The organism is Lonsdalea iberica (assembly GCF_002111585.1).
GTDB lineage: Bacteria > Pseudomonadota > Gammaproteobacteria > Enterobacterales > Enterobacteriaceae > Lonsdalea > Lonsdalea iberica.
Genome location: NZ_LUTP01000001.1, coordinates 13,510 through 38,810, shown reverse-complemented (window position 1 = coordinate 38,810; position 25,301 = coordinate 13,510). Strand labels below are relative to the sequence as shown.

The 25,301-nt window shown below is 55.1% G+C and carries 21 protein-coding genes and 1 pseudogene; 7 read left to right on the top strand and 15 right to left on the bottom strand.

The window, feature by feature from the left end; all coding sequences use genetic code 11:
* The first annotated feature begins 89 nt into the window (after positions 1–89).
* The 4 genes from rsmE (at position 90) to ruvX (ending at position 2,877) form a co-directional block, all read left to right on the top strand.
* Positions 90–824 (top strand): 16S rRNA (uracil(1498)-N(3))-methyltransferase, encoded by a 735-nt coding sequence (rsmE, locus tag AU511_RS00180; protein ID WP_094108389.1) that lies wholly within the window; start codon positions 90–92, stop codon positions 822–824.
* Positions 825–836: 12 nt separating this feature from the next.
* Positions 837–1,790 carry a glutathione synthase gene (gshB, locus tag AU511_RS00175; protein ID WP_094108388.1) on the top strand — a complete coding sequence of 318 codons (954 nt, stop codon included), beginning with the start codon at positions 837–839 and terminating at the stop codon, positions 1,788–1,790.
* 107 nt (positions 1,791–1,897) lie between these two features.
* Positions 1,898–2,461, top strand: a complete 564-nt coding sequence (locus tag AU511_RS00170) for a YqgE/AlgH family protein (RefSeq protein WP_094100971.1) — start codon at positions 1,898–1,900, stop codon at positions 2,459–2,461.
* Positions 2,461–2,877 carry a Holliday junction resolvase RuvX gene (ruvX, locus tag AU511_RS00165; RefSeq protein WP_026739013.1) on the top strand — a complete coding sequence of 139 codons (417 nt, stop codon included), beginning with the start codon at positions 2,461–2,463 and terminating at the stop codon, positions 2,875–2,877. The genes AU511_RS00170 and ruvX overlap by 1 nt, the downstream gene beginning before the upstream one ends.
* Before the next feature lie 114 nt (positions 2,878–2,991).
* Here the strand turns inward: ruvX and fbp are convergent, their stop codons facing one another.
* Positions 2,992–3,996 (bottom strand): class 1 fructose-bisphosphatase, encoded by a 1,005-nt coding sequence (fbp, locus tag AU511_RS00160; protein ID WP_026739012.1) that lies wholly within the window; start codon positions 3,994–3,996, stop codon positions 2,992–2,994.
* A 167-nt stretch (positions 3,997–4,163) separates the two neighbouring features.
* On the opposite strand from fbp, the gene mpl reads away from it, so the two are divergent.
* Positions 4,164–5,537 (top strand): UDP-N-acetylmuramate:L-alanyl-gamma-D-glutamyl-meso-diaminopimelate ligase, encoded by a 1,374-nt coding sequence (mpl, locus tag AU511_RS00155; protein ID WP_094108387.1) that lies wholly within the window; start codon positions 4,164–4,166, stop codon positions 5,535–5,537.
* A gap of 116 nt (positions 5,538–5,653) precedes the next feature.
* On the opposite strand, the gene AU511_RS00150 is transcribed toward mpl, so the two are convergent.
* The 11 genes from AU511_RS00150 to nnr all read right to left on the bottom strand — a co-directional run bounded on the left by AU511_RS00150 (position 5,654) and on the right by nnr (position 18,013).
* Positions 5,654–6,952, bottom strand: coding sequence for an adenylosuccinate synthase (locus AU511_RS00150; protein WP_026739010.1), 1,299 nt, complete (start codon positions 6,950–6,952; stop codon positions 5,654–5,656).
* Positions 6,953–7,052: 100 nt separating this feature from the next.
* Positions 7,053–7,253, bottom strand: a complete 201-nt coding sequence (locus AU511_RS00145; protein WP_094100973.1) for a DUF2065 domain-containing protein — start codon at positions 7,251–7,253, stop codon at positions 7,053–7,055.
* 113 nt (positions 7,254–7,366) lie between these two features.
* Positions 7,367–8,362: a protease modulator HflC gene (gene hflC / locus AU511_RS00140; protein ID WP_094100974.1), complete on the bottom strand. Its 996-nt coding sequence runs from the start codon at positions 8,360–8,362 to the stop codon at positions 7,367–7,369.
* Between the two features lie 3 nt (positions 8,363–8,365).
* Positions 8,366–9,607 (bottom strand): FtsH protease activity modulator HflK, encoded by a 1,242-nt coding sequence (gene hflK / locus AU511_RS00135; protein WP_094108386.1) that lies wholly within the window; start codon positions 9,605–9,607, stop codon positions 8,366–8,368.
* Positions 9,608–9,669: 62 nt separating this feature from the next.
* On the bottom strand, positions 9,670–10,956 hold the full coding sequence (gene hflX, locus AU511_RS00130) for a ribosome rescue GTPase HflX (RefSeq protein WP_094108385.1): 1,287 nt from the start codon (positions 10,954–10,956) through the stop codon (positions 9,670–9,672).
* 89 nt (positions 10,957–11,045) lie between these two features.
* Positions 11,046–11,345, bottom strand: a complete 300-nt coding sequence (gene hfq / locus AU511_RS00125; RefSeq protein ID WP_085651256.1) for an RNA chaperone Hfq — start codon at positions 11,343–11,345, stop codon at positions 11,046–11,048.
* A 110-nt stretch (positions 11,346–11,455) separates the two neighbouring features.
* The gene (miaA, locus tag AU511_RS00120; protein WP_094108384.1) at positions 11,456–12,397 is read right to left on the bottom strand and encodes a tRNA (adenosine(37)-N6)-dimethylallyltransferase MiaA; all 942 of its coding nucleotides are present in this window, start codon (positions 12,395–12,397) and stop codon (positions 11,456–11,458) included.
* Complete coding sequence (mutL, locus tag AU511_RS00115; protein WP_094108383.1) at positions 12,390–14,282, bottom strand: DNA mismatch repair endonuclease MutL; 1,893 nt, start codon at positions 14,280–14,282, stop codon at positions 12,390–12,392. The genes miaA and mutL overlap by 8 nt, the downstream gene beginning before the upstream one ends.
* Positions 14,283–14,313: 31 nt before the next feature.
* On the bottom strand, positions 14,314–16,011 hold the full coding sequence (gene amiB, locus AU511_RS00110) for an N-acetylmuramoyl-L-alanine amidase AmiB (protein WP_094108382.1): 1,698 nt from the start codon (positions 16,009–16,011) through the stop codon (positions 14,314–14,316).
* A 5-nt stretch (positions 16,012–16,016) separates the two neighbouring features.
* Complete coding sequence (gene tsaE, locus AU511_RS00105) at positions 16,017–16,487, bottom strand: tRNA (adenosine(37)-N6)-threonylcarbamoyltransferase complex ATPase subunit type 1 TsaE (RefSeq protein WP_094108381.1); 471 nt, start codon at positions 16,485–16,487, stop codon at positions 16,017–16,019.
* Entirely contained in the window at positions 16,484–18,013 is a 1,530-nt protein-coding gene (gene nnr, locus AU511_RS00100) for a bifunctional ADP-dependent NAD(P)H-hydrate dehydratase/NAD(P)H-hydrate epimerase (RefSeq protein WP_094108380.1), read from the bottom strand. Before nnr ends, tsaE begins: the two co-directional genes overlap by 4 nt.
* An 890-nt stretch (positions 18,014–18,903) precedes the next feature.
* On the opposite strand from nnr, the pseudogene AU511_RS00095 reads away from it, so the two are divergent.
* Positions 18,904–19,536, top strand: a pseudogene (locus AU511_RS00095) (LysE family translocator).
* Positions 19,537–19,730: 194 nt separating this feature from the next.
* Here the strand turns inward: AU511_RS00095 and AU511_RS00090 are convergent.
* The 3 genes from AU511_RS00090 to AU511_RS00080 all read right to left on the bottom strand — a co-directional run bounded on the left by AU511_RS00090 (position 19,731) and on the right by AU511_RS00080 (position 23,531).
* On the bottom strand, positions 19,731–20,729 hold the full coding sequence (locus tag AU511_RS00090) for a TolB-like translocation protein (protein ID WP_094108379.1): 999 nt from the start codon (positions 20,727–20,729) through the stop codon (positions 19,731–19,733).
* A gap of 289 nt (positions 20,730–21,018) precedes the next feature.
* Complete coding sequence (locus AU511_RS00085; RefSeq protein ID WP_094108378.1) at positions 21,019–21,549, bottom strand: nuclear transport factor 2 family protein; 531 nt, start codon at positions 21,547–21,549, stop codon at positions 21,019–21,021.
* A 239-nt stretch (positions 21,550–21,788) separates the two neighbouring features.
* Complete coding sequence (locus AU511_RS00080; protein ID WP_100059624.1) at positions 21,789–23,531, bottom strand: glycoside hydrolase family 13 protein; 1,743 nt, start codon at positions 23,529–23,531, stop codon at positions 21,789–21,791.
* A gap of 483 nt (positions 23,532–24,014) precedes the next feature.
* Between AU511_RS00080 and AU511_RS00075 the strand changes: the two genes are divergently transcribed.
* On the top strand, positions 24,015–25,241 hold the full coding sequence (locus tag AU511_RS00075) for a trans-sulfuration enzyme family protein (protein ID WP_094108377.1): 1,227 nt from the start codon (positions 24,015–24,017) through the stop codon (positions 25,239–25,241).
* The last annotated feature ends 60 nt before the right edge of the window (positions 25,242–25,301 follow it).

The window sequence follows — 25,301 nt, the reverse complement described above, 5'->3', positions numbered from 1 at the left end:
TCCTAAACGCCACCCTCCGAGGACGGTGGTGGGCTCCATCTGGGCGATCCGCCCATTCCGACAGACATGACGTAAAGGCCAGAACATCAATGCGAATACCGCGCATTTTTCATCCCGAAACGCTATCGCCCCACGGCGGCGAAACCGACCTCAGCGCGGACGCCGCCAATCATATCGGCCGCGTCCTGCGCATGAACCGCGGTCAGGCGCTACAGTTATTTGACGGCAGCAACTGCATTTTCGATGCGGAAATTCTGCTGGCCGACAAAAAACGGGTACAGGTATGCTACAACGCCGCGCAGCAGGAAGACCGGGAGTCTCCGCTGCATCTGCATCTCGGGCAGGTGATTTCACGCGGTGAGAAAATGGAATTCACCATCCAGAAATCCATCGAGCTGGGCGTGAATGAAATTACCCCATTGTTTTCAGAGCGTTGCGGCGTCAAGCTGGACGGAGAACGTCTGGAGAAGAAGCTGTCTCAATGGCAAAAAATCGCCATCGGCGCCTGCGAACAGTGCGGTAGAAACCGTATTCCGCTCATCCGTCCCCCCCTGTCGCTGGAAAGCTGGTGCGCGGAACCGGACAATGGGTTAAAACTGAACCTGCATCCGCGGGCGACACACAGCATCAATACGCTGCCCACGCCGGTGCAGCGAGTCCGGCTACTGATTGGCCCGGAAGGCGGCCTTTCGTCCGATGAAATTGCGATGACGGCAGAACACGGTTTTACCGATATTCTGTTGGGGCCTCGCGTTCTGCGTACAGAAACCACAGCGCTTACCGCAATCACCGCATTGCAGGTTCGATTCGGCGATCTGGGGTAAAGGAGAAAGAGAATGATCAAACTCGGCATCGTGATGGACCCGATTGCAGCCATCAACATAAAAAAAGACACCAGCTTCGCCATGCTGTTGGAAGCGCAGCGCAGAGGCTGGGAGCTGCATTATATGGAGATGGACGATCTCTATCTGAACGCGGGCGAAGCTCGCGCCACCACGCGCAGCCTAAGCGTCGAGCACAATTACGACGGCTGGTATCAGTTCGGCGACACGCATGATATCGCCCTGCATGATCTGGACGTGGTGCTGATGCGTAAAGATCCGCCGTTCGATACCGAGTTCATCTACGCCACTTATCTTCTTGAACGCGCTGAAGAAAAAGGCACGCTGATCGTTAACAAACCGCAAAGTCTGCGCGACTGCAACGAAAAGCTATTTACCGCCTGGTTCGCCGACCTGACGCCCGCGACGCTGGTCACCCGCCGCGCCGACAAACTTCGCGAGTTCCACCAGCAGCATAAAGACGTCATCCTCAAGCCGCTGGACGGCATGGGGGGCGCCTCGATCTTCCGCCTGAAACAGGATGACGCCAACGTGTCGGTCATCATCGAAACGCTGACCGAACACGGCAGCCGCTACTGCATGGCGCAGAACTATCTGCCCGCCATCAAAGACGGCGATAAGCGCGTACTGGTCGTGGACGGAGAACCGGTTCCTTACTGCCTGGCCCGTATCCCGCAAGGGGGAGAAACGCGCGGTAATCTGGCCGCCGGCGGCCGGGGAGAAGCGCGTCCGCTGAGCGAAAGCGACTGGCGGATCGCCCGTACCGTCGCCCCGACCTTGAAACAGAAAGGACTGATTTTCGTCGGCCTGGATATCATTGGCGACCGTCTGACCGAGATCAACGTCACCAGCCCGACCTGCGTACGTGAGATTGAAGCGGCGTTCCCGGACATCTCCATTACCGGCATGCTGATGGACGCCATTGAACGGCGGCTGTCCGCACGCTGAGCACTCTTCGACGGCCTGGAAGCGATCCCCGGTCGACCATGCACATCTGCCGGGTTCGTCGGCTGGCGGCGAACCGAAACAACGACAGAAAACGATAAGAACAGACCATGAATTTACAGCATCACTTTCTTATCGCGATGCCTGCCATGCAGGATCCGGTATTCAAACGGTCCGTGGTATACGTCTGCGAACACGGTGAAGACGGTGCGATGGGGCTGATCATCAATAAACCGATGGAACAGTTCACCGTCGACGATATTTTGAAAAAACTGAAAATCACTCCGCCGGAGTCAAAATCCGATATTCGGCTGGACAAACCGGTTTTTTCCGGCGGTCCGCTGGCGGATGACCGCGGCTTCATTCTGCACACCCCGCAGGCGGGCTTCGCCTCCAGCATCTCCGTGTCGCCCGATACGATGATCACCACGTCCAAAGATGTACTGGAGACGATGGGTACCGTCGACCAGCCCAATAATACGCTGGTCGCCCTGGGTTATACGGCCTGGGAAGGCGGACAGCTTGAGAGCGAACTGCTGGACAATGCCTGGCTGACCGTCACAGCCGATCAGGACATCCTGTTCCACACTCCAATAGCGGACCGTTGGCGCGTCGCCGCGAAGAAGCTCGGCGTGGATATCCATATGATCGCCAGTGATGCGGGACACGCCTGATGAGTCACCGCACCATCATGGCGTTCGACTTCGGTACCCGCAGCATCGGCGTCGCCATCGGTCAGGATCTAACGCGCACCGCCCGCCCGCTGCAAGCCTTCAAAGCTCAGGACGGCACGCCGGACTGGCAGAAGGTCGAGAAGCTAATACGGGAATGGCAGCCTGAGCTGGTGATAGTCGGCCTGCCGCTCAATATGGATGGCACGGAACAGCCGCTGACGGCCCGTGCGAGAAAATTCGCTCAGCGCCTTCACGGCCGCTTCGGCGTTGCGGTGGAACTGCATGATGAGCGTTTAAGCACGGTGGAAGCCCGCTCCGGACTGTTCGCTCAGGGCGGCTTTCGGGCTTTGGATAAAGGCAGCGTCGACTCCGCCTCGGCGGTCGTCATTCTTGAAAGCTGGTTCGAGCAGCACTAGCGTTAACTCGGAGCTAGCGACGAGTCAACGCCAAGTCGGGATATATCGCACAAAAGAAAGGTGGCGCGGTCGAAAGAACGCGCCACCTTTTTATTTGTCTGGAGATGTCTCCCGTTAATCGTCGGGATATTCGCGCAGGAAGCGCTCGACGTCGTTCACCATCGACTCAGTCCCCACAAAGAACGGCGCGCGTTCATGCAGTTTCTGCGGCTGGATATCCAGAATACGGCGATGTCCGTCGCTGGCTTTACCGCCCGCCTGCTCCGCCAGCAGCGCCATCGGGTTGCATTCGTACAGCAGACGCAGCTTGCCCTGCGGATAACTGGCCGTACTCGGGTAGAGATAAATCCCGCCTTTCAGCAGGTTACGGTGGAAATCCGCCACCAGCGATCCGATATAACGGGATGTATAAGGCCGCATCGTGGCCTCATCCTGCTCCTGGCAATACTTGATGTACTTTTTCACGCCCTGCGGGAATTTGATGTAGTTGCCTTCGTTGATGGAGTAAGTGTTTCCCGTTTCAGGGAAGCGAACTCGTTCATGTGACAGGCAAAAAACACCCAGTGAGGGATCGTAGGTAAAGGCATGAACCCCGTGACCGGTGGAGTAGACCAGCATGGTCGAGGAGCCGTAAACGATATAGCCAGCGGCGACCTGCTTGCTGCCGGGCTGCAGAAAATCGGCCTCGGTCACCGGAGAGCCCAGCGGAGTAATACGTCGGTAGATTGAAAAAATGGTGCCGACTGAAACGTTTACATCGATGTTGGAGGAGCCGTCCAGCGGGTCCATCAACACAACATACTTTGCATTTTCGGAACGCTCACCTTCGAAGATGACGATTTCGTCCTCTTCTTCGGAAGCGATACCGGCGACTTCACCACGCGCCTTGAGCGCCGCCTTCAACTTTTCATTAGCGTACAGATCTAATTTCATCTGTACTTCGCCCTGCACATTGGAAACACCACTGGTGCCTAAAATATCCACCAGACCCGCTTTGTTAATGTCGCGGTGAATGATTTTCGCGCCCAGCTTGATTGCAGACAGCAACGCGGTGAGTTCACCCGTGGCATGTGAGAAATCGTGCTGTTTTTCGACGATGAATTCGCCTAACGTTTTCATAACACTATTCCATAGTCAGCAGATGAAAAGCGGTCTAATTATGTACCGCCAACGTTTGCGTTTGCAGTGTAGCCCAAAGAGAAAGCGAGCACATAGTCAAATCCATTTCTTGAGAACTATCCGTAGCGTTAGAATAAGTCGGACTTTTGTAGACAGTTGGGAAACGTATGCGCATTCATATATTAGGTATCTGCGGCACCTTCATGGGAGGGCTCGCGCTGCTGGCCCGCTCGCTGGGACATCAGGTGACTGGCTCAGATGCCAACGTCTATCCCCCCATGAGTACACTACTCGAAGAACAGGGGATCACCCTGATTGAGGGATACGATCCTTCGCAGCTGGAGCCTCAACCAGACCTCGTTATCATCGGTAACGCTATGTCCCGTGGTAATCCCTGCGTCGAAGCCGTGCTTGAACGGAACATGCCTTATGTCTCCGGGCCGCAATGGCTCCACGACTACGTGTTGCGTGAGCGCTGGGTGATTGCCGTCGCGGGAACCCACGGCAAAACCACGACCGCCGGGATGGTGACCTGGATATTGGAAGCCTGCGGCTACAATCCCGGCTTCGTCATTGGCGGCGTACCCGGCAACTTCGACGTTTCTGCGCGGTTGGGCGATAGCCCGTTCTTCGTCGTGGAAGCTGACGAATATGATTGCGCCTTCTTCGACAAACGCTCCAAGTTCGTTCATTACTGTCCACGAACGCTGATTCTGAATAACCTCGAATTCGATCATGCCGATATCTTCGACGATCTGAAGGCGATTCAGAAACAGTTCCACCATCTCGTGCGGTTGGTGCCGGGAACAGGCCGAATCCTTGTTCCCTGCAACGATCAACCGCTGAAACAAGTCATGGCGATGGGATGCTGGAGCGAACAGGAGCTGGTCGGTGACGATGGTATCTGGAAGGCGAAGAAGAGCGTGCCGGACTCCAGCATTTTTCAGGTTTATCTGAACGAAGAATTGGTCGGTGAAGTCGAGTGGAGCCTGGTTGGCGAACACAACATGCATAATGGCCTGATGGCGATCGCCGCCGCCCGCCATGTCGGCGTTCCGCCGGCGGAAGCCTGCCGCGCGCTGGGTCACTTCATCAATGCGCGCCGCCGCCTGGAACAGCGCGGCACCGCGAACGGCATTACCGTTTATGATGATTTCGCGCATCACCCGACAGCTATACTGGCCACACTGGCTGCCCTTCGCAGCAAAGTCGGCGGCACGGCGAGAATCTTGGCCGTACTGGAACCTCGCTCCAACACCATGAAACTGGGGCACTGCAAAACCGAGTTAGCTCCCTCGCTGGGACGCGCGGATGAAGTCTTCCTGTTCCAGCCACAGCATATCTCCTGGCAGGTCGCAGAAGTAGCAGAATCTTGCGTGCAGCCGACGCATTGGAGTGCGGATATTGACACGCTAGTGGATATGGTCGCCAAAACCGCACAGCCCGGTGATCATGTATTAGTCATGAGCAACGGCGGGTTCGGCAATATTCATGAAAAGCTGCTGGAAACGTTCCAAAAACAGGTGCAGACAAAGAGCTGATGGCCTGAGCAAGGGGATACTCCCCCTTACTCTTACAGCGAATTGTCTCTCGGTCGGAACAAAAGAAAAAGGACGGGAATATCCCGTCCTTTCGTCGTTCTAAGCACCCGGTTACATCAGGCGTCAAACGGGTCGCGTAAAACGATGGTCTCTTCGCGATCCGGCCCCGTGGAGATGATGTCCACCGGCACGCCGGTCACTTCTTCTACACGTTTGATATAGTCCAGCGCCGCCTTAGGCAGGCCCGCGCGATCTTTCACGCCGAAGGTAGACTCGGACCAGCCCGGCAGCGATTCGTAAATCGGCTCGATGCCATCCCAATCCTCGGCCGCCAGCGGCGTGACGTCAACTTCACGACCATCCGGCAGACGGTAGCCTACGCAGATCTTCACCTCTTTCAGACCATCCAGCACGTCCAGCTTGGTCATGCAGAAACCGGAGAGGGAGTTGATCTGTACCGCGCGACGCACGGCAACCGCATCCAGCCAGCCTGTGCGACGGCGGCGACCGGTGGTCGCACCGAACTCGTTGCCTTTCTCACACAAGAAGTCACCCACGTCGTCAAACAGCTCGGTCGGGAACGGACCGGCGCCTACACGGGTGGAGTATGCCTTGACGATGCCGAGGACGTAGTCAACGTAGCGCGGACCCAGGCCTGAGCCAGTCGCCACGCCTCCTGCGGTGGTATTGGAAGAGGTAACATACGGGTAGGTGCCGTGGTCAATATCCAGCAGAGTCCCCTGCGCCCCTTCGAACATCACCAAATCGCCACGTCGGCGGGCTTTGTCTAGCAGATCGGAAACGTCCACAACCAGGGAGGTCAGGATATCGGCCATCGCCAGCACATCGTCCAATGTCTTCTGATAATCGACAGGTTCGACTTTGTAATAATGCACCAGCTGGAAGTTGTGATAGTCGATGATTTCTTTCAGTTTGACGGCGAAGCTTTCTTTATCAAACAAGTCGCCTACGCGCAGGCCGCGACGGGCCACTTTATCTTCGTAGGCAGGACCGATGCCGCGACCCGTCGTACCGATGGCTTTGGCACCGCGCGCTTTTTCGCGAGCGTTATCCAGAGCAACGTGATACGGCAGAATCAACGGGCAGGCTTCGGACAGCAGCAAACGCTCACGTACTGGCACGCCGCGCGCTTCAAGTTCCGTCATTTCTTTCATGAATGCATCAGGCGCCAGCACCACACCGTTACCGATGATGCTAACTACGTTTTCGCGGAGAATGCCTGAAGGAATCAAATGGAGGACGGTTTTTTCACCGTTAATAACCAGAGTATGGCCAGCATTGTGACCACCTTGATAGCGCACCACATATTTAGCGCGTTCAGTCAGCAGGTCGACGACCTTGCCTTTACCTTCGTCACCCCATTGGGTGCCCAGTACGACAACGTTCTTACCCATCTCACAATCACCAGTGTTGCTTAAAAAAAGATTCTAACATCTCATTTGTATGCTTTCAGTACTTTTTAGCACACGTTTGCGCAGAAATCTGTCGCCAATTTTAGCCGTCCATGCGGCTACGCAACATGTAGTAGATCACAAGACCGGCGACCACTATTCCGCCCCCAAAACGGCGCAAAACCGCATCCGGCAATTGCGCGATACCGAGTATCATTCGTCGCCAAATACGGGGAAACAGTAGCGGCCCCAGCCCTTCAAAAATCAACACCAACCCCAAGGCCAGCCAGACAGATACACTCATAGAGAACTCCAGACATAAAAAAAGCCCGCGTCGGGCGCTGACTGTGCGGCAGGAAACCTGCCACAGACAACACACAACGCGGGCCGCGTATTAGCTAACCAGCGGAACGAAAATTAGCGTGCCGGCACGGTCTTCTCAGGTGACTTCATGTAACGGAAGAAGTCGCTGTCCGGGCTTAACACCAGAACGTCCTGATTACCGCTGCTAAAGCTGTTTTCATACGCGCGCAGGCTACGGATAAAGGCATAGAAATCCGGATCCTGACTGAATGCGTTGGCGAACAGTTTCGCAGACTCGGCATCGCCTTCACCGCGCGTCATACGGCCTTCACGCTCAGCTTCCGCCAGTGTACGCGTCACTTCATAATCCGCAGTGGCTTTCAGCTTCTCAGCCTGTTCCTGACCCTGTGAACGATGACGACGAGCAACGGCTTCACGTTCGGCGCGCATACGTTGGAAGATCGCATCCGATACTTCCGTCGGCAGGTTGATCTGTTTGATACGCACGTCGATCACCTGGATCCCCAACGCAGCCATGCTGTTCGGATTCACATGCGGCAACTCGCCGCTGGTTTCCTGCTCTACACGCGCGGCGGCAGAGGCGATGGCGTTATCGGCTTCTGTGGTCTCACCCGTGCCGGTGTTCAACGCGTCACGTACGTCCATCATCAATTGACCACGAGAGTCCGTCACGATGCCTTTCACATCCTGACGTCCGATTTCGGAACGCAGACGGTCGTTAAATTTACGTTTCAGCAGCACCTCGGCCTGGGAGATATCGCCACCGCCGGTCGCCAGGTAGTAACGGCTGAAATCGCTGATACGCCATTTGATGTAAGAGTCGACAATCAGGTCTTTCTGCTCTTTGGTGATAAAGCGATCGGCCTGGTTTTCCATGGTCTGAATACGGGCATCCAAGGTCTTCACAGATTCAAGGACCGGGATCTTGACGTGCAGACCCGGCTCATAAATGAGCGGCTTGTTCTCATCGTCACGCAGGACTTTGCCGAAGCGCATGACGATCCCGCGCTGCCCTTCCTGTACGACAAACAGTGAAGCGTAGATCACCATAAGTACCAGGATCAGAATAAATAGTACTGACTTACGCATTGATTATTCTCTCCCTACTCGTGTGATCTCATCCCGCTGGGCGTTGGCCCGGCGCTGATCCATGATGTTGCCGTTAATGCTGCTGCGCGAAGAATTGTAGCTGCTGCTCGAACCGTTGTTAGACGAGGAATTACGCAGCGGTGCAACCGTGTTGGTCGCGTTGCCGCCCGTGATGTTCTGACCACGCAGCATCTGTTCCAACGGCAGCACCATCAGGTTGCCGCCTTTGTCGTTCACCAGCACTTTGCGGGTGCTGCTCAACACACGTTCCATGGTTTCGATGTAGAGACGTTCACGAGTGATCTCCGGCGCGGCCTTGTATTCCGGCAACACGCGAGCAAAACGAGCCACTTCACCTTGCGCTTCCAGAACGGTACGTGTCTTGTAGGCGCGAGCCTCTTCCAGAATACGCTGAGCCTGACCGTTCGCACGCGGCTGAACTTCATTGGCATAGGCTTCCGCTTCACGGATGTACTGCTGTTCGTTCTCACGCGCGGCGATGGCATCGTCGAACGCGGCTTTCACTTCTTCCGGCGGACGAGCGGCCTGGAAGTTGACGTCGAGTAGCGTGATACCCATGTTGTAAGGACGAACGGTTTCTTCCAGAACACGTTGGGTATCGGTACGCACGATGGTACGGCCTTCGGTCAGAATCTTGTCCATCGTGTATTTGCCGATGACGCCGCGCAGCGCGCTGTCGGTCGCCTGACGCAGACTATCGTCCGCGTTGGTCACGCTGAACAGATACTGCTCCGGCTGTGTGACGCGGTACTGTACGTTCATTTCAACGCGGATTACGTTCTCATCCGACGTCAGCATCACGCCGGACGTCGCCAGTTCGCGCACAGATTCGACGTTGACCGCTCGTACGTCATCAATAAACGTGGGTTTCCAGTTCAGGCCAGGGCTGACCAGATGGCTGAATTTACCGAAACGAGTCACAACGCCGCGCTCGGCTTCTTTAATGGTATAAAAACCGCTCGCCGCCCAGATCACGGCGGCGACGACCACCACGACACCCAAGATACGTCCGCCAGAGCCGAAACTCCCGCCGCCGGAACCTGATTTTTTTCCACCGCCCAGCTCACCGAGCTTTTTGCTCAGTTTGCGGAAGATGTCGTCAAGATCCGGTGGTCCCTGATCTCGGCCACCTTTGTTATTTCCGCCAGAGTTGCCGCTATTTTTATTGCTGCTCCCCCACGGGTCGCGGTCCTGTCCGTTATTACCGGGCTGATTCCACGCCATGTTTTAGCTCCATTCATTATGATAGGTGTTCTTCGGGGTCAAATGTCCCAGAGTTCATCAGACTATACTTCGACGATATAATCTTCTAATTGCTGCTCCTGCTTACAGAGACGACGCCAGTCGACGATAGGCATTCTGATTACCAGACCCACGCTGCCGTCTTCTTCTATCCATTCTTTTTCTATTGCCTGAAGCTGATAAAAGCGGCTGCGCAGACGCCCCTCCTGCGGAGGCAATTGCAAGGAGTACTGTGCGATCTCCCCAGACAACCGTTCGGTCAATGCCTGAAACAGCAGAGGTATTCCTTCGCCGGTTTGCGCCGACAGCCAGACTCTAACCGGTTGATGCTCTGCATTGCGATCGATACGCGGAGCGAAATTGTCCAGCGCATCGATTTTATTCATGACGAGCAGCGTCGGAATTTCATCGGCTTCGATTTCCGTCAGCACCTCGTTAACCGCGTCAATATTTTCGTCCATGCGGGGATCGGCCGCATCAACGATGTGAAGCAACAACGACGCCTGACGGGTTTCCTGCAGCGTAGCTTTAAATGCCGCGACCAGATCGTGAGGCAGTTCGCGAATAAACCCGACGGTGTCCGCCAGGACAGTATCGCCCACGTCAGCCACATCGATCCGACGGAGCGTGGGATCCAGCGTGGCGAATAGCTGATCGGCAGCATACACATCCGCGGCTGTCATTTGATTAAACAACGTGGATTTACCGGCGTTGGTATACCCCACCAGCGATACCGTAGGCACATCCGCACGCGTACGGGCACGTCTTCCCTGCTCTCGCTGTTTTTCCACGCGGACAAGGCGCGACAAAATCAGACTAATGCGGTTGCGCAGCAGACGACGGTCGGTTTCAAGCTGTGTTTCACCGGGGCCTCGCAGCCCTATCCCGCCCTTTTGGCGTTCCAGGTGAGTCCAGCCACGCACCAGACGCGTAGCCAGATGGCGCAATTGCGCCAGCTCGACCTGCAGTTTCCCTTCATGGGTGCGGGCGCGCTGGGCGAAAATATCAAGAATCAATCCGGTCCGGTCAATGACCCGGCATTCGCACAGACGCTCGAGATTTCGCTCCTGTGCGGGTGATAAAGCGTGATTGAACAGCACGACGAAAGCGTCGGTTTCTTTAACCGCCTTGGCGATCTCTTCTGCTTTACCCTCGCCGACAAAATACTTGGGATGAGGCGCTTTGCGACTACCGGTGATCACCTGTAGCGATTCGATTCCGGCAGAAGACACTAGAGATTCGAACTCCAGCAGATCTTCAGTATCTTTCTCTTGGGAAAAGTGAATATGAACTAGTATGGCCCGTTCACCGGCTTCATAACGGTCAAACAACCGAACAACCTCTCAAACAAACAAATGCAGCCACAAACGGGGAAATGACGTGATGCCCTTCCCCCGCTGAGGTAAATCGGTAATAGCCTTTATTCAGCGTCATCGCTTTCCTGAGGCTGCGACTGCTGACTAGTCGTGTTATTACCATGATAGTTATTCGCGCCAGGATTATTGCTGTGATGAGACACCGGACGAGACGGAACCACCGTGGAGATCGCGTGCTTGTACACCATCTGGCTAACCGTGTTTTTCAGCAAAATCACAAACTGATCAAAAGACTCAATCTGGCCCTGCAACTTGATGCCATTTACCAGATAAATAGAAACTGGAACACGTTCACGACGCAAAGCATTCAAGAACGGATCTTGCAAAGATTGCCCCTTAGCCATTCTATATTTTCCTTATTTGCTTGTTGTTTGTAACAAAGAACCCTGTGGCTCTAAAATAGCGGTATAAAAATTTGTGCCGAGAATCAGCCAATTGTACACAATCGACCAACCTATGCACTAACAACCTGCATGACCTTACCCAACGCATCCTGCGGCTCATCGCTATCAAGCCAGCACACATTGTCCCACCCGCGTAACCAGGTTATTTGCCGTTTGGCTAACTGTCGGGTAGCGCAGATCCCACGATAAATCATCTCGTCGTAATCTATTTCACCGGACAAGTAGGACCACATTTGGCGGTAACCGACGCAGCGGATGGAAGGCAAACCCGGATGCAGATCGGCACGAGCGAACAGCGCGCGTGCTTCCGACTCAAAACCTGCCTGCAACATCTGTTGAAACCGTAGTGCAATACGCTCATGCAACAATTCGCGCGACGCGGGAGCGATGGCGAACTGATGCACCCGGTAAGGCAGCGCTTCACCCGATGTTTTTGTCAGTTCGGTTAAAGTGTTACCTGAAACGGAAAAAACTTCCAGTGCCCGCGACAGTCTCTGCGGATCATTTGGATGAATCCGAGAGGCAGCAATGGGATCTATCTCTCGCAGCTCATGATGCAACGCTTCCCAGCCTTCTCGCTGCGCCCGCGCCTCTATTTCCCGTCGCACTTCCGGATCTGCTGGCGGCAAGGGCGAAAGTCCTTCGAGCAGCGCCTTGAAATACAACATCGTTCCCCCCACCAGCAAGGGGATCCGACCGGCGGCGGTGATCTCCGCCATCTCCTTGAGCGCATCTCGGCGAAAATCGGCAGCCGAATAGGCGTCAGCGGGATCGATAATATCGATCAGTCTGTGCGGCGCTTGCGACAACTCTTCGGCGGTAGGCTTGGCGGTGCCGACATCCATGCCCCGGTAGATCAACGCGGAATCCACGCTGATCAGCTCAACCGGGAGGGATTGCCGCAGCGCCATGGCTAACGCCGTCTTTCCGGAAGCCGTCGGTCCCATAATGAAAATGGCCGGCGGGTACTGCGTTGTTTCACGTTCAGTCATGCTTTAAAGCCTTGATGGCGGACTCAATATCCATCACATAAAGAAACTCTGATGGCGGAACTTTGACCCGCTCAGGACAGAGACGTTCAATATCCGCTAACAGTTGTACCGCTTGAGCCTGAGTCCAGCTCTCATGCTCGCTGTACAACCGCCGCGCTATCCACGCCGCTACCTCATCAGAATCTGACTGAGGGCAATCAGCGAGATAGCCTAACAGGTCAGAGATCAAGTTTTGTAAATTTTGTTGTCTTAATGGTAAAGGTACCGCGCGCAGCGTGGCGCGCTGCTGCTCAACCACGATATCAATACCAAAATGGGCGAGCCGTTTTTGACTCTCCGTCACCGCCGCGCGCTCTTTACTCCCCAGCGTTAGACGCTGGGGGATCAGCAACGGCTGTGGCCGTAATCCTTCCTCGCCGGGCGTCATCTGCGCCTGACGGACATAGCGCTCGGCAACCGGCAGAGACAGTAGGGCCAATCCCTGCTGATATTCCACCAGCGCATAGCAGGGCGGATAGATGGTCAGCACACGGCCTAATCCCTCTGACCGACTGGCCAATGGGACTTCGCCTTCTGCGGTCCGCGCGATGTTGGCACGGGAAGACGCAGCGAGGTCCGGCGACTCATCGCCTGAAGGTATTGACCGCCCGGAGGCAGGCTGTAGCAGTTTTTGATACAGCTCGCCCTGTTTGCGCTGATACCCCGCGCCATGAGGATACGAGGCAGGCGGGCGCTCCTGCGCTTTACCGCCGGAAATCGGCATCCGTGGCGGAGGCTCGGTTTGCGCAGGCCGAGCAAAGTGGTTCTCGCCGGCCGCGGTGCGGTTTTCCTGCTGCCAGACCGGCGCCGGCGTCTCACCCGGCGGGGTCACGGCCAGCGCGGGGGCAGCTGCCTGCTGGAGTACGGTCATCACCGCCTGATAGATAAAGTCATGCACCAGCCGGGCCTGATGGAATCTGACCTCGTGCTTGGCGGGATGTACGTTAACATCCACATGGTGCGGATCAACGTCCAAATAGAGGACGTACGCGGGCTGTTGATCGCTGCGCAGCTGATCCTGATAAGCCTGACGGATGGCGTGGTTAATCAGCCTGTCCCGCATCATCCGCTGATTCACGTAGCAATACTGCAGCTCCGGCAACTGCTGAGACCCCGTCGGATCGGCCACCCAGCCGCGGATCTTCAAATCGTCATGTTCCCAAGAGACGGCCAAGGCATGCTGAATAAACGCCGTGCCGCAGACGCTGCCCAGACGCCGCTCATGCTGCGAGGGATCGGTCACCGCCCGGTATTGCCGCACCAGCTTGCCGTTATGGTGAAGATTGAACGCTACATCAAAGCGAGCCAACGCAATACGGCGAACAACCTCGTCGATGTGCATAAATTCGGTTTTTTCAGTACGCAGGAATTTGCGGCGCGCAGGCGTGTTGTAGAACAAATCCAAAACTTCCAGCGTCGTGCCGACCGGATGCGCCGCCGGTTTTACCGTGACCGCCATGTCCCGTCCTTCGGCGTACGCCTGCCAGGCTTCGTTTTGGTCGCTGGTGCGGGACGTCAGCGTTAGGCGCGAGACGGAGCTGATACTTGCCAGCGCTTCGCCGCGGAAGCCGAGACTCATGATGGCCTCCAGATCGTCAAGCGTCGCGATTTTACTGGTGGCGTGGCGCGCCAATGCCAACGTCAGATCCGTTTTGCCAATCCCGCTGCCGTTATCGCGAATACGAATGAGCCGGCTGCCGCCGCGTTCGATGTCGATATCAATGCGCGTCGCTCCGGCATCGAGACTGTTTTCCACCAGCTCCTTGACCACGGACGCAGGCCGTTCCACTACCTCGCCAGCGGCGATTTGGTTAGCCAGTTGGGGGGGTAGAACCAGAATCGGCATCTTATCTCCTTGGTTTACTGCAATGTCGGCCTCAGGTGGCAGGGATAACCAGCGTCTGTCCTAACTGTACCGTCTGCGATGCCAGCTTATTTGCCTGCTGGAGCGCTTTCATACTGACATCGTAATGGTCCGCAATCGAACTCAGACTATCACCGCGCACCACCTTATGCGTCACCTTCTTCGCCGTGGTGGCTCTCTGGGTTACCGGGGTGGATCGTATCTGTGCGACCTGCGAGGCTGCGCCGCCCGGAATTCTCAGTCTCTGCCCAACCCATACAACGTCTTTTTTCAGGTTATTCGCATCGCGAATCGCCGACATGCTCACGCCGAAACGCGACGCAATCCCCGACAGCGTTTCGCCTTTTCCCACGGTGTGCCGCGAAGCAGCACCGGCAGGCGCCGCGCTGTTTGAAACCACCGGTTTGGAGGCCGGCAAAATGGCAGGCCGTTTGTCATGTTTAGGCGCATTCTGCAAAGGATGCGTCTCGAAATAGCCGCGCAGACCCAGATAAAGCGCTTTTGCGACACGCTCCTGATAGTCGCTGCTACCCAAAAGACGCTCTTCACCAGGATTGGAGATAAACCCGGTTTCAACCAGTAGCGACGGAATATCCGGCGAGCGCAGCACGCCGAGGCTGGCATGCTCGGGGCGGACTTTGTGCAGGCTGCCGACGCGCTGCAATTCTCGCAGCACCTTGACCGCCACGTCATAGCCGACGCGCTGCGAGTGCCCGAACTGTAGGTCCAGCACCGCCTGACTCAGGTAAGGATCGGCGTTATTGTTCGCCAGCAGGTCGCCCGCGCCTCCCAGCAGCTCAGACTGCTTCTCGTGCTGCTCAAGCCAGTTCGCCATTTCACTGTTGGCCCGGCGGTTAGACAGAACCCACACCGACGCGCCCGTTGCGCCGCGGTTAGGCGCCGCGTCCGCATGGAGTGAAACCAGCAGATTAGCCCCCTGCTTACGCGCCACGTCGGAACGTCCCATCACGGAAATGAAGTAGTCGCCGTCACGCGTCAGGACTGGTTTGAATACCGGGTCCTTGTTCAGCAGATCGCGCAGCTTACGCGCGATGCCGATGGTCACATTCTTTTCCTGCAATCCGCCGGGGCCGATAGCGCCAGGATCCTGGCCGCCGTGCCCGGCGTCAATTGCCACCACGATCTCATCGCCGGTCGAGGTTGGACGGCGAGCGGACGCGCGCGAAGGCGTCGTCGAGGCGGTGCTGGTCACCACCGTCGGCTTATTGTTGAACGGACTTTGCGGCGGCTCGGCTGGCTTAACCGGTTTCGCGGTCGCACGGGCTTCCGCCGACGATGCCCGGCTGGCTGCGCGCTGTGGCTGTTCGGCGCTCACCGTGAAAACCACCGTATAGTTGTCGCCGCGCTTTGTCGTCGTCGCGCGCGTTTTGGCTGGCTTCGTCAGTTCAAATACCAGCCGCAGGCTTTGCGCGTCTTTCGCTTCGCTGGTCCGAATGCGGTCAATCAGATTGCTACCGTTAAACGCAAGCGGGAGCCCTTTGATCACCCCGGTCTCCCGGACGTCGATCACAACCCGATCGGGATTGCTGAGCGGGAAAAATGCGTAGATCGGTTGACCGCTGAAACTCAGGGTGACCTTTGCCAGCCCCGAAGCGTTATCAACCTGAATATCTGAGAGATTCGCCGCCCAAAGCGGCCAGGACAGGAAGAGGACAACACTCAATAAAGCCTTCATCAACCGCACGATCATCACGTCTACTCCGACTGACCTATACAACGCGCCGCAATATGTTCGCCTGTGTCCGACAACACCCAAATCTCCGCCTGACGCCCCGCATCCTGATAGCTCAGGTGCAGCTCCAGATCGGCAGAAGGCAGTATCCCCGCGCCCTGCTGAGGCCATTCGATCAGGCAGATGGCCTCCTCGGTCAAATAGTCGCGAATGCCCATGAACTCCAGCTCTTCGGGATCCGCCAAGCGGTACAAATCAAAATGGTAAACAGGACGCGGCGACAGCATGTAAGGCTCCACCAGCGTATAAGTGGGACTTTTGACGTTGCCGGTATGGCCGAGCGCCTGCAAGAAGCCCCGGCTCAGCGTGGTCTTGCCCGCGCCCAGATCACCATAAAGATAGATAATTACGGCGCGGTCGCAGGCCTTCGCCAGAGTCGCACCGAGTGCAATCGTTGCCGTTTCGTCAGGCAGAGGTAGATAAAATGTCTTCATTCTGTCTTTTCTAAGGATATCCACTCAGGATTTACATACTGCGCCAGTACAGGCATCAAGTCCGTCGCCAGCATGCCGCGGGGGCCGCGCTGTTTCGCCAGCCAGTCGGCCGCGGCGCCATGAACCACACATCCGGCTCTGGCCGCGTCATACAACGAAAGTTTCTGCGCCGCCAGCGCACCGATGATGCCGGAAAGCACATCGCCCATCCCACCCGTGGCCATACCAGGGTTGCCGACGTCGGCGATGGCCAGCGCGCCTTGTTCATTGGCGATCACCGTTCCCGCACCTTTGAGTACCACGACGCCGCCGTAGCGTTTCACCAGCTTTCCCGCTGCAAGTAAGCGGTCACTCTCTATGTCGGCAACGCGACAGTTCAGTAGCCGTGCCGCCTCGCCGGGATGGGGCGTCAGGATGCGATTCTGACGTTTATGCGGGCTGATTGCCAGCAGGTTGAGCGCATCCGCATCCCATAACATGGATTTGTTACAATTTTCTGCGATCCGGAGGGCATTTCTGCCCCATTCACCTTGCCCCAGACCGGGACCGATCACGACCACATCAGCCCACTCCAGCCCTTGCCGCAACGTCGCTGTATTCAGCTCCTGAACCATCAGTTCGGGACGAGAAACCAGCAGCGCGGCAAGGTATTCTCGGTGAGTAAGTACTCGCACAAGTCCTGCACCTGTACGCAGGGCGGATTCACCCGCCATGAAAATCGCACCGCCGGTCCCCGCGTCGCCGCCGACAATCAGCAAACGGCCATTATCTCCCTTGTGCGCGCCAGGTCGCCGAGGCTTCAACCACTGAGAAAGATGTCGCGGCGTGAGGCGCTGGATCGGCGCATCCTGACGCGCTACCCACGACGACAGCGCCAGATCGTCGATATGCAGCTGCCCGACATAGTCACGGGCCTGACCGGTCAGCAGCCCAGGCTTCAAGGTGATAAACGTGATCGTCTGTGCGGCGTCGATCACAGCGCCAGCCACATGACCCGTTTCGGCATTCAATCCAGAGGGGATATCCAGCGCCACCGTAGGTGCCGGAAACGCATTGGCTGCCTCAATCAGTTGGTCGTAGGGAGCCCTGGGCGCGGCGGCAAGACCCGTGCCTAGCAGACCGTCGATAATCAAATCGATATCATCAGGCCAGGAAGCCTCCGGCGTCAGTTCAGTACCGCCATCAGCGAGCCATTGCGCCCTGGCCTGTTCAGCTTCGGTCGGCAACGGACGCTCCCCGGGGCAGACCATCACTGAAACGTGCAGGCCCGCGGCTTTCGCCAGCGTTGCCACCACATAACCATCACCACCGTTATTGCCGTGTCCGGCCAGAACCAGCCAGTGTCGGGCTGAAGGATAGTGCAAACGCGCCAGTCCAAATGCGGCAGAGCCCGCTCTTTGCATCAGCTCGTAGAGCGACACGCCTGCCGATTGTGCCGCCCCTGCCTCCTCTCGCCGTAGCCAGTCGGCTCGAAAGACCCTATTAGGTAATGCTCCGGACACAGAATTGATGCTGCAATCAATCATGGCGTGCTCCCTCTCATTTCTGCAGATGCGCTGCCGACATCGGGCGTGGACGCGATAACGCGGCCTCTTGGCAATCCGTTTTCACCCCGGAGTCGCCCGAGCTGACCGAAAATGCCTCATTTTTCCGAAAAGGCAGCGGAAACAGCTATCAGTTTACTCCGCTACACGTGGTTGGCGAATGACGGGGTCAGATTAGCGAGGGAAATGCGCGTTGAAGGGTCAGTCAGGCGCGGATGACGACCTGAACAAAAATGCGTCAATTTTTCGCCTGTCCGGCCTGTGGATAAATTTAAAAACTCTTTGGCAATCAAGCGTAAAAAAAAGTACAAGTGATCAGGATGGTGTTTTTTATCTAAAATTTATCTTTTAAATTCATATGGATAAAAAACAGCGATCCTTGGGCCTTCGGTGTGTCATCAAACACCGGCGTCAAGAAATCTGTGGATAAGTCTGTTTAAAAACTTATGAGATTTACTTTTGCGGAAAACAGAAGTGCTTTGGGAGGATAAAACCGATAGCGCTGCCAGCACTGGGGAATCAATTTACGCCCTGAATTTTATAACACACTGATTTTTAAGGTTTTTAAAATACAGTATGTTTAGGGGACGGCATTATGGCTCAGTGAATCCGAATTGGCAAGCGTTTTGAGTCTCTACTCCACGACGCGCATATGACTGCGATATTTTCGTCTACCGCAGCTCCTTGTCGGCAGGCGGCTTAGCCATGCCCATTAGAAACGACTCAGTTAGGTTAGTTCAATAATCAGACAATAAATAAAAAAGATGGAAAATTTTTTGAGTTTGACGGGCAAAATGGGATATCCAAAAGCAGCCAGCCCGCCGCAGTTCGCTCCCGCGCTTTGTCGTGGCATCGCCGTCATAGAGGGATACATGCCTGAATTCTCGAACCTAATGACTTTTGCGCTGATCTCGCTGGGGTTAGTGCTCACGCCCGGCTCAAACATGATTTATCTCATTTCCCGCTCGCTGTGTCAGGGACCCGAGGCGGGATTGATTTCACTGGGCGGCGTTGCAGTCGGATTTGTGTTTTACATGATGTGCGCGGCGGCGGGAATTACCGCTCTGATCATGGCGATCCCCTACGCCTACGACGCCTTGCGTTTCTGTGGGGCGCTTTATCTGCTGTATCTGGCCTGGCAGGCGGTCAGACCCGGTGGGCGTTCTCCGTTTTAAGTGAGAGATCTTCGCCCTGATACGCCGTCCAGACTGTTCCTGATGGGCTTCGTCACCAACTTGCTTAACCCCAAAATCGCGGTGATGTACCTCGCGCTGCTACCCCAATTCATCACCCCGGAATATGGCAATGTAATGACGCAATCTCTGGTACTCGGCTCGGTGCAAATCGCCGTTAGCATCAGTATTAACGCGCTGATTGCCATCATGGCCGGTTCTATAGCGGTGTTCCTGACGGGGCTCCCCTTATGGAGCGTGATCCAGCGCTGGCTGATGGGCACTGTTTTGGCCGGGCTGGCGGTAAGCATGGTGATGGAAGGACGGCGCTAGGTGCGGGTGAAATCCGGGGGGGGAGAACCCATGTCGATGTCAAAGCTATCACGCTTGTCGTGGTGTAGCTCTCGATGTTAGCAAGCGCTCACTTGCCACAAAGTCTAGATGAGCAAAACAGGCAAAATACGCCTTCTTCCCTCCCGTCCAGAACGGACGCCGTCACGGCGTCCGTCGTCATTGCACTCGTTTGGTTAGCCGCCGAAGTAGTTAGCCCCCAACGTCTCTTTATCTGTGTCGTCATTCACGTGGAAAGAGGAAAGGCTCCAGCGTTTACCCGTGCTGACTTCGCCAAGATACAGTTGGTATTTGCCTTCAGAGGTAGATGAAAAGAAGACATAATCTGTGCCATTCACAGGGAAGGCGTCGGAGTTATTACTATCGCAATCGTTAATCGACAGTTGTTCAGCCTGGTCGCTTGGGTTCACCTTGGTATACAGCTGATCGGTTCCGCTCGAATCCTTCCAGCGCGAGTAAAAGACCCGTCCATCCTGACGAACCGTCGGATAGTAAGCTTCCAGACCATTCGGCTTGTCGAAGACCACCTTTTTACCGGTAGCAAGCGTCAGGCGGTATACGCCCGTGACGCCCGACTCTTTCCCTGCCGCGTAGTACACCAGCTTGCCATCCGCGGACGGATACGGCATCGAACTTTCTATCGTTGAAGAGGCGTTGGTCAGATTGGTCTGCGAGCTGAACCCTGGCGCCCCGTTTTCAAAACTTAACGTCGCTTTCATCACATCGCCGTCCTGCTTGAAAAACAGCGCGCTGCCATCGGCGCTAAACTTGGGATCCTCGTTGCGGGTATCTCCCGTACTTTGGGTCAGGTTGACCGGCAGGTCGGCCGAGTCGACCCGCCACATAAAGATATTCCAGGCATCGTCCTTGATACCCATAAAGGCCAGCCATTGACCGTCGGGACTGAATACCGCGTTCATCGGGTCCTGAATCCCCCACGATGATGAAGACACCTGCGTCACTTTTTTAGCCGCGAAGTCATAAATAAAGATCTGGCTGGTGCCATCTCCGTAGCTGCCGTAAGTGTGATAGGCAAGTTTACCTTTCAGCGTGGAGGGGAACGTTGAGTCACTTTCCGTGGTGTGGTCGGTAATACAATTGGCTTTTGCGCCTGTGCTGAAACCCGCCAAAAGCGCGCCGCACATCAGCGCAGTTGCCCACATTTTAGGTTGCATAGTTTAGGCATCCTTACTTTATATCAATGTGTACTGGCCGTTATACCTCCGAAATCAACCCAACGATGTTTACATCAAACAACTGAATATTCGACGTGTTAACGGCCAGTTATACCTATGAACACTTACGTAACCTCATTGTTTCTCCGAGGTTTACGTCGTGAGATAGTCAAAAATATTTTAAGTATGATTATTGTGTGGGTAAACCGCGATGACGGATTAATCAACACTTTAGGAAAGATGAACGGTATCGGGTATGCCTCTCACGCGCGGCGCGGTATACGCTTGCTCACGTATCGTGACCCAGCGCTGACAGGAACCGTGCAACAACCGTTGTCTGCATGACTTTCGTTGCTGAACCAGGCCGAGCGTTACATTGACGCGCTGAGTCCTCTCGTATCAAACGCACGGCGGTGGCTGCAATGACACGCCCATTCGTCGAGTCCGGTGAGCGTAACCATGTCCGCGTGAAGAGGAAGACACTATCAGCAGGTTGCCCACCAAAACTGCCAAAAGTTTGTGTTTTGACGACAACAATAGCGACGTTGTCTTTAAGCAGTATTTGCTCATCCGCTGTCTGCAAATCATGGTTCTTGATAAGCCCCGAACGATGCGCGTCGAGATCGTCACTTCGACCCAGCGTCTGTCCCAGATGGCTGAGGGATAACAGCTCCCGGTCCAACAGCGTTTCTAACGCGGTGACGTCCGAGACCAACATCGCCTGTCGCAAACGCGCTTCCAACAGCCGAACACGCTCCATTTCCGCTTCTTGTATCCCACCTTCGCCATCATTAAATGACGCCACGACGAGTGCCGACATCGATAACACACTCACGTTTGCGGCTAAAAAACCTTCACCCCTTATGTCATACAGGCCAAGGAAACCAGCCTGTCCTTCTCACGTTGAATAAGCTCATCGTGTGTGTTCAACGTGGTGAAAACGACGGAAGATCGGGAAGAGCGTCATCATTAGCAACCAGGGTGCTAATGGACGAAAGGAGAAACACGATGGGAACCGTCACGCCGTAAGGCTTAGGGGGTGACGGTTAGGTGTGCAGATTACAGTTTGAAAATAACGGCCTGCCAGGCCTGTAAAGTTAGACGATCGGCGCCAGGCGAGGCGGCGTTTTCCGGCCGGTTGCTGATGACGGATTGAACAATCTTCTTATCTGCCGGCAACGACCAGTTCTGCGTCTCGCGCGAGAAGTTAATGCCGACCAGATACTGCTGATCTTTTAACGTGCGGGTATAAACGAAAAGCTTAGGATGTTCCGGCGCCAAATCGCGATACTCCCCGTGGATCAGCGCCGGAGCCTGACGCCGCAGCGCAATCAGCTGACGATGATAACCGTAGACCGAATGGTCATCGTCGACCTGAGCGGCCGCATTGATTTTCGTATAGTTGGGGTTCACCGCCAGCCACGGCGTGCCAGTGGTAAATCCCCCCTGCGCCGCGGTACTCCACTGCATCGGCGTTCTGCCATTATCGCGGGAGGTTTGGCGCACATTATCCAGAAACTCTTTGGACGAGACTTTTCCCCCTTCCACCAACGCCTTCCATAATCCGCGGATTTCAACGTCCTCGAAATCCTTCTCGCTGGTGAAAGGATAATTGGTCATGCCCAGCTCTTCCCCCTGATACACGAAGGGCGTCGCCCGCTGGGTCATCATGAGCGTGGCCAACGCTTTGGCGGACAGCTCCCGCCACGCCTCGCTGTCATCGCCGAAATGCGACACCGCGCGCGGAAGGTCATGGTTGCTCAGGAAACTGGTGTTCCAACCCGCCGCACCTGAACGGTCAATTTTCGCGAAGGCGGTTTTGAGTTGCGGCAAGGTCCACTCCGTCTTGCGCCAGCCGTCTCGGTCAAGGCGTACGACGTCAAAATGGAACAGCATATTTAATTCCTGGCGATCCGTGTCGACGAACTTGGGCGTGTCCTCAAACGTGACCCCATAGGCCTCGCCCACGCTCATGGCGTTATAAGGCGCCAGAACTTCTCGATTCATCTCATGTAGATATTCATGGATACGCGGTCCGGTGGCGAAAACATTTTGCGGCTGGGCCAGCTGCTGCGGGCTTAAATCAGGCAGACCGGGCTGCTTGGAAATAAAAGGGATCACGTCCATGCGAAAACCGGAGACGCCCTTATCCAGCCAGAAGCGCATAATGTCATAGACCTCCTGATGAACCTTTTTATTTTCCCAATTCAGGTCAGGCTGCTTCTCCGCGAAATAGTGCAGATAATATTGTCCGGTCTGATCGTCTTTTTTCCAGGCAGGGCCACCGAAGAAAGCGGGATAATTATTCGGCACCTCGCCATTGCGCCCATCTCGCCAGATATAGTAATCGCGGTACGGATTATCCTTGGACTTTCTGCTTTCTTTAAACCACTGATGCTCATCACTGGTGTGGTTAACCACTAAATCAATAATCAAACGCATATCACGGCGTTTTATTTCGCTAAGCATGTGGTCGAAATCATTCATCGTGCCGAACTCTTTCATGACCTTCTTGTAATCACGAATGTCATAACCATTGTCCGCATTCGGGGAGTCAAAATGCGGACTGAGCCAAATCACGTCAACGCCGAGTTTTTTCAGGTAATCCAGTTTCTCAGTAATACCATTGAGGTCACCAATGCCGTCTCCATCACTATCGTTGAATGAACGAGGATATATTTGGTAAACGACAACCTCTTTCCACCATTCACGATTTTTCTTTTCTTCAACAGCATCTGCGGTCTGAGGCAGCACCACGGATGACATCGCTGCGGCCAGCATACACATAGGTAAATTCGCCATCGTTCCCTTCCCTATCAATGATCGTTTTTGAATGTATAAGAAATGTCGCTGATTAAAAGATGGCAGCTTCCGGCAACGCTCACGACCGATAATATTTTATTATGTGAGCGGCTTCACAAGCAAAAACAAGACTTACAACAGCGTTGCGATAGGAAAACAGATACGTGTCATATTTAATATATTATTAGACAACTTAAAAATCATTTTCATTGTTAATATAAAAAATTGAAATCGCGAGAAATTTAATTCACCCCCAAAAAATTACTTACCAAAATATTAATCACGCAATAATTAATGCTTGGGATTTTCAATAACGTTGAATAGCTTTATATAAATAGAGCGTCATAACACATGTGCACACGCCGAATAACATCGTTATGATTCGGTTAGGTCGATATTTATTAGTTCGAATAGTTCGTCAACGTGAGTCGTCCCATTAAGACGTCATTTCGTACAATGTTTTTACAGTCCGGAGAGGAAAGAATGTCGAACACCATCCCTTCAGATGCAACGCGATGCGTCTCTCATCCCGATACCATTATGGATGGTTTCGCCGGTTTTTCCGTCCCGGTTTATCGCGCATCGACCATCGTCTACCCCGACGCAGAGGCTTTCCGCAACCGTAGAAAGCGGGGACCCGAGGGCTATACTTACGGTCTTTTCGGCACGCCGACCAGCCGCTGTCTGGAGAGACAGCTTTCTCAGCTGCAAAAAGCAGAGGGCACGCTTGTCGTACCTTCAGGACAGGCGGCCATAGGCGCGGTCATGCTAGCGCTACTCCGGCAAAACGACCATCTGCTCATTCCAGACAACGTCTACCCGCCGGTCAAAGAATTCGCTCAAACCGTACTGTCTCAATTCGGCGTTATTTGCGAAGTTTATGATCCTATGGACCTCACTGACATGAATAAGCGTCTGCGCCCTGGAGTCACCAAACTGGTCTGGGTTGAATCCCCGGGGTCGACCTCACTGGAAGTCAGTGATTTGCCGACCATTGCCCGACTAGCACACGCCGCAGGCTCACTCGTCGGATGCGACAATACTTGGGCTACAGCACTCTTGTGTAAACCTCTCCAACTCGGCGCAGATTTGGTGGCTGAAGCCTTGACGAAATATGTCGGCGGCCATTCGGATATTCTGCTGGGCTCTCTCAGTTTCCAGGATGGTGCTTTATATGAGCGCGTGAAACACCAGGTTGGCATGCTGGGGATGGGGGTGTCTCCCGATGAGTGCTCGCTGGCGCTTCGAGGGCTTGAAACGATGGCGCTTCGGCTACGCCACGCAGGGGGGGTCGCGCTTGAGTTTGCCCAGCGGTTGTGCAACAACCCCGTGGTTTCGGCCGTGTTGCACCCCGCTCTGACCGACAGCCCTGGGCATGTATTTTGGCAACGCGATTTCGCCGGAAGTGCAGGCGTGTTCACCCTGCGATTGGACGAGATGTCTAACGCCATCGTGGATAGCGCCCTCAACAGCCTGACGACCTTTAAGATCGGTTTTTCATGGGGAGGAACTCACAGCCTGATCGTGCCAGCGGAACTGGGCGACGAACGCTCACTGATATCCGTACCAGCCAATGCAGTCTATCTGCGTATCAGTATCGGCTTGGAAGCGGTAGATGAACTCTGGCACGATATGGAGGTCCTTTGCGAAATATTCGCTAAAAATCGACCTCTGCTTCACTCGTGCGGTTCAACACAGCATCACGAATAACGGCAGCGGGTCATAGTTTGGGGCCTCTGACCGGACAGATAGTGCTCCTCCCGATGATGC

Excerpts from the sequence above, each read along its gene's own strand:
- gshB (WP_094108388.1), top strand. The coding sequence starts at position 837 with ATGATCAAACTCGGCATCGTGATGGACCCGATTGCAGCCATCAACATA.
- AU511_RS00075 (WP_094108377.1), top strand. The coding sequence starts at position 24,015 with ATGTCGAACACCATCCCTTCAGATGCAACGCGATGCGTCTCTCATCCC.
- AU511_RS00145 (WP_094100973.1), bottom strand. The coding sequence starts at position 7,253 with ATGAGTGTATCTGTCTGGCTGGCCTTGGGGTTGGTGTTGATTTTTGAA.
- tsaE (WP_094108381.1), bottom strand. The coding sequence starts at position 16,487 with ATGAAGACATTTTATCTACCTCTGCCTGACGAAACGGCAACGATTGCA.
- miaA (WP_094108384.1), bottom strand. The coding sequence starts at position 12,397 with ATGACTGAACGTGAAACAACGCAGTACCCGCCGGCCATTTTCATTATG.
- AU511_RS00150 (WP_026739010.1), bottom strand. The coding sequence starts at position 6,952 with ATGGGTAAGAACGTTGTCGTACTGGGCACCCAATGGGGTGACGAAGGT.
- fbp (WP_026739012.1), bottom strand. The coding sequence starts at position 3,996 with ATGAAAACGTTAGGCGAATTCATCGTCGAAAAACAGCACGATTTCTCA.
- ruvX (WP_026739013.1), top strand. The coding sequence starts at position 2,461 with ATGAGTCACCGCACCATCATGGCGTTCGACTTCGGTACCCGCAGCATC.
- hflK (WP_094108386.1), bottom strand. The coding sequence starts at position 9,607 with ATGGCGTGGAATCAGCCCGGTAATAACGGACAGGACCGCGACCCGTGG.
- amiB (WP_094108382.1), bottom strand. The coding sequence starts at position 16,011 with ATGATCGTGCGGTTGATGAAGGCTTTATTGAGTGTTGTCCTCTTCCTG.
- mutL (WP_094108383.1), bottom strand. The coding sequence starts at position 14,282 with ATGCCGATTCTGGTTCTACCCCCCCAACTGGCTAACCAAATCGCCGCT.
- rsmE (WP_094108389.1), top strand. The coding sequence starts at position 90 with ATGCGAATACCGCGCATTTTTCATCCCGAAACGCTATCGCCCCACGGC.
- nnr (WP_094108380.1), bottom strand. The coding sequence starts at position 18,013 with ATGATTGATTGCAGCATCAATTCTGTGTCCGGAGCATTACCTAATAGG.
- AU511_RS00170 (WP_094100971.1), top strand. The coding sequence starts at position 1,898 with ATGAATTTACAGCATCACTTTCTTATCGCGATGCCTGCCATGCAGGAT.
- AU511_RS00085 (WP_094108378.1), bottom strand. The coding sequence starts at position 21,549 with ATGTCGGCACTCGTCGTGGCGTCATTTAATGATGGCGAAGGTGGGATA.
- hflC (WP_094100974.1), bottom strand. The coding sequence starts at position 8,362 with ATGCGTAAGTCAGTACTATTTATTCTGATCCTGGTACTTATGGTGATC.
- mpl (WP_094108387.1), top strand. The coding sequence starts at position 4,164 with ATGCGCATTCATATATTAGGTATCTGCGGCACCTTCATGGGAGGGCTC.
- AU511_RS00080 (WP_100059624.1), bottom strand. The coding sequence starts at position 23,531 with ATGGCGAATTTACCTATGTGTATGCTGGCCGCAGCGATGTCATCCGTG.
- AU511_RS00090 (WP_094108379.1), bottom strand. The coding sequence starts at position 20,729 with ATGCAACCTAAAATGTGGGCAACTGCGCTGATGTGCGGCGCGCTTTTG.
- hfq (WP_085651256.1), bottom strand. The coding sequence starts at position 11,345 with ATGGCTAAGGGGCAATCTTTGCAAGATCCGTTCTTGAATGCTTTGCGT.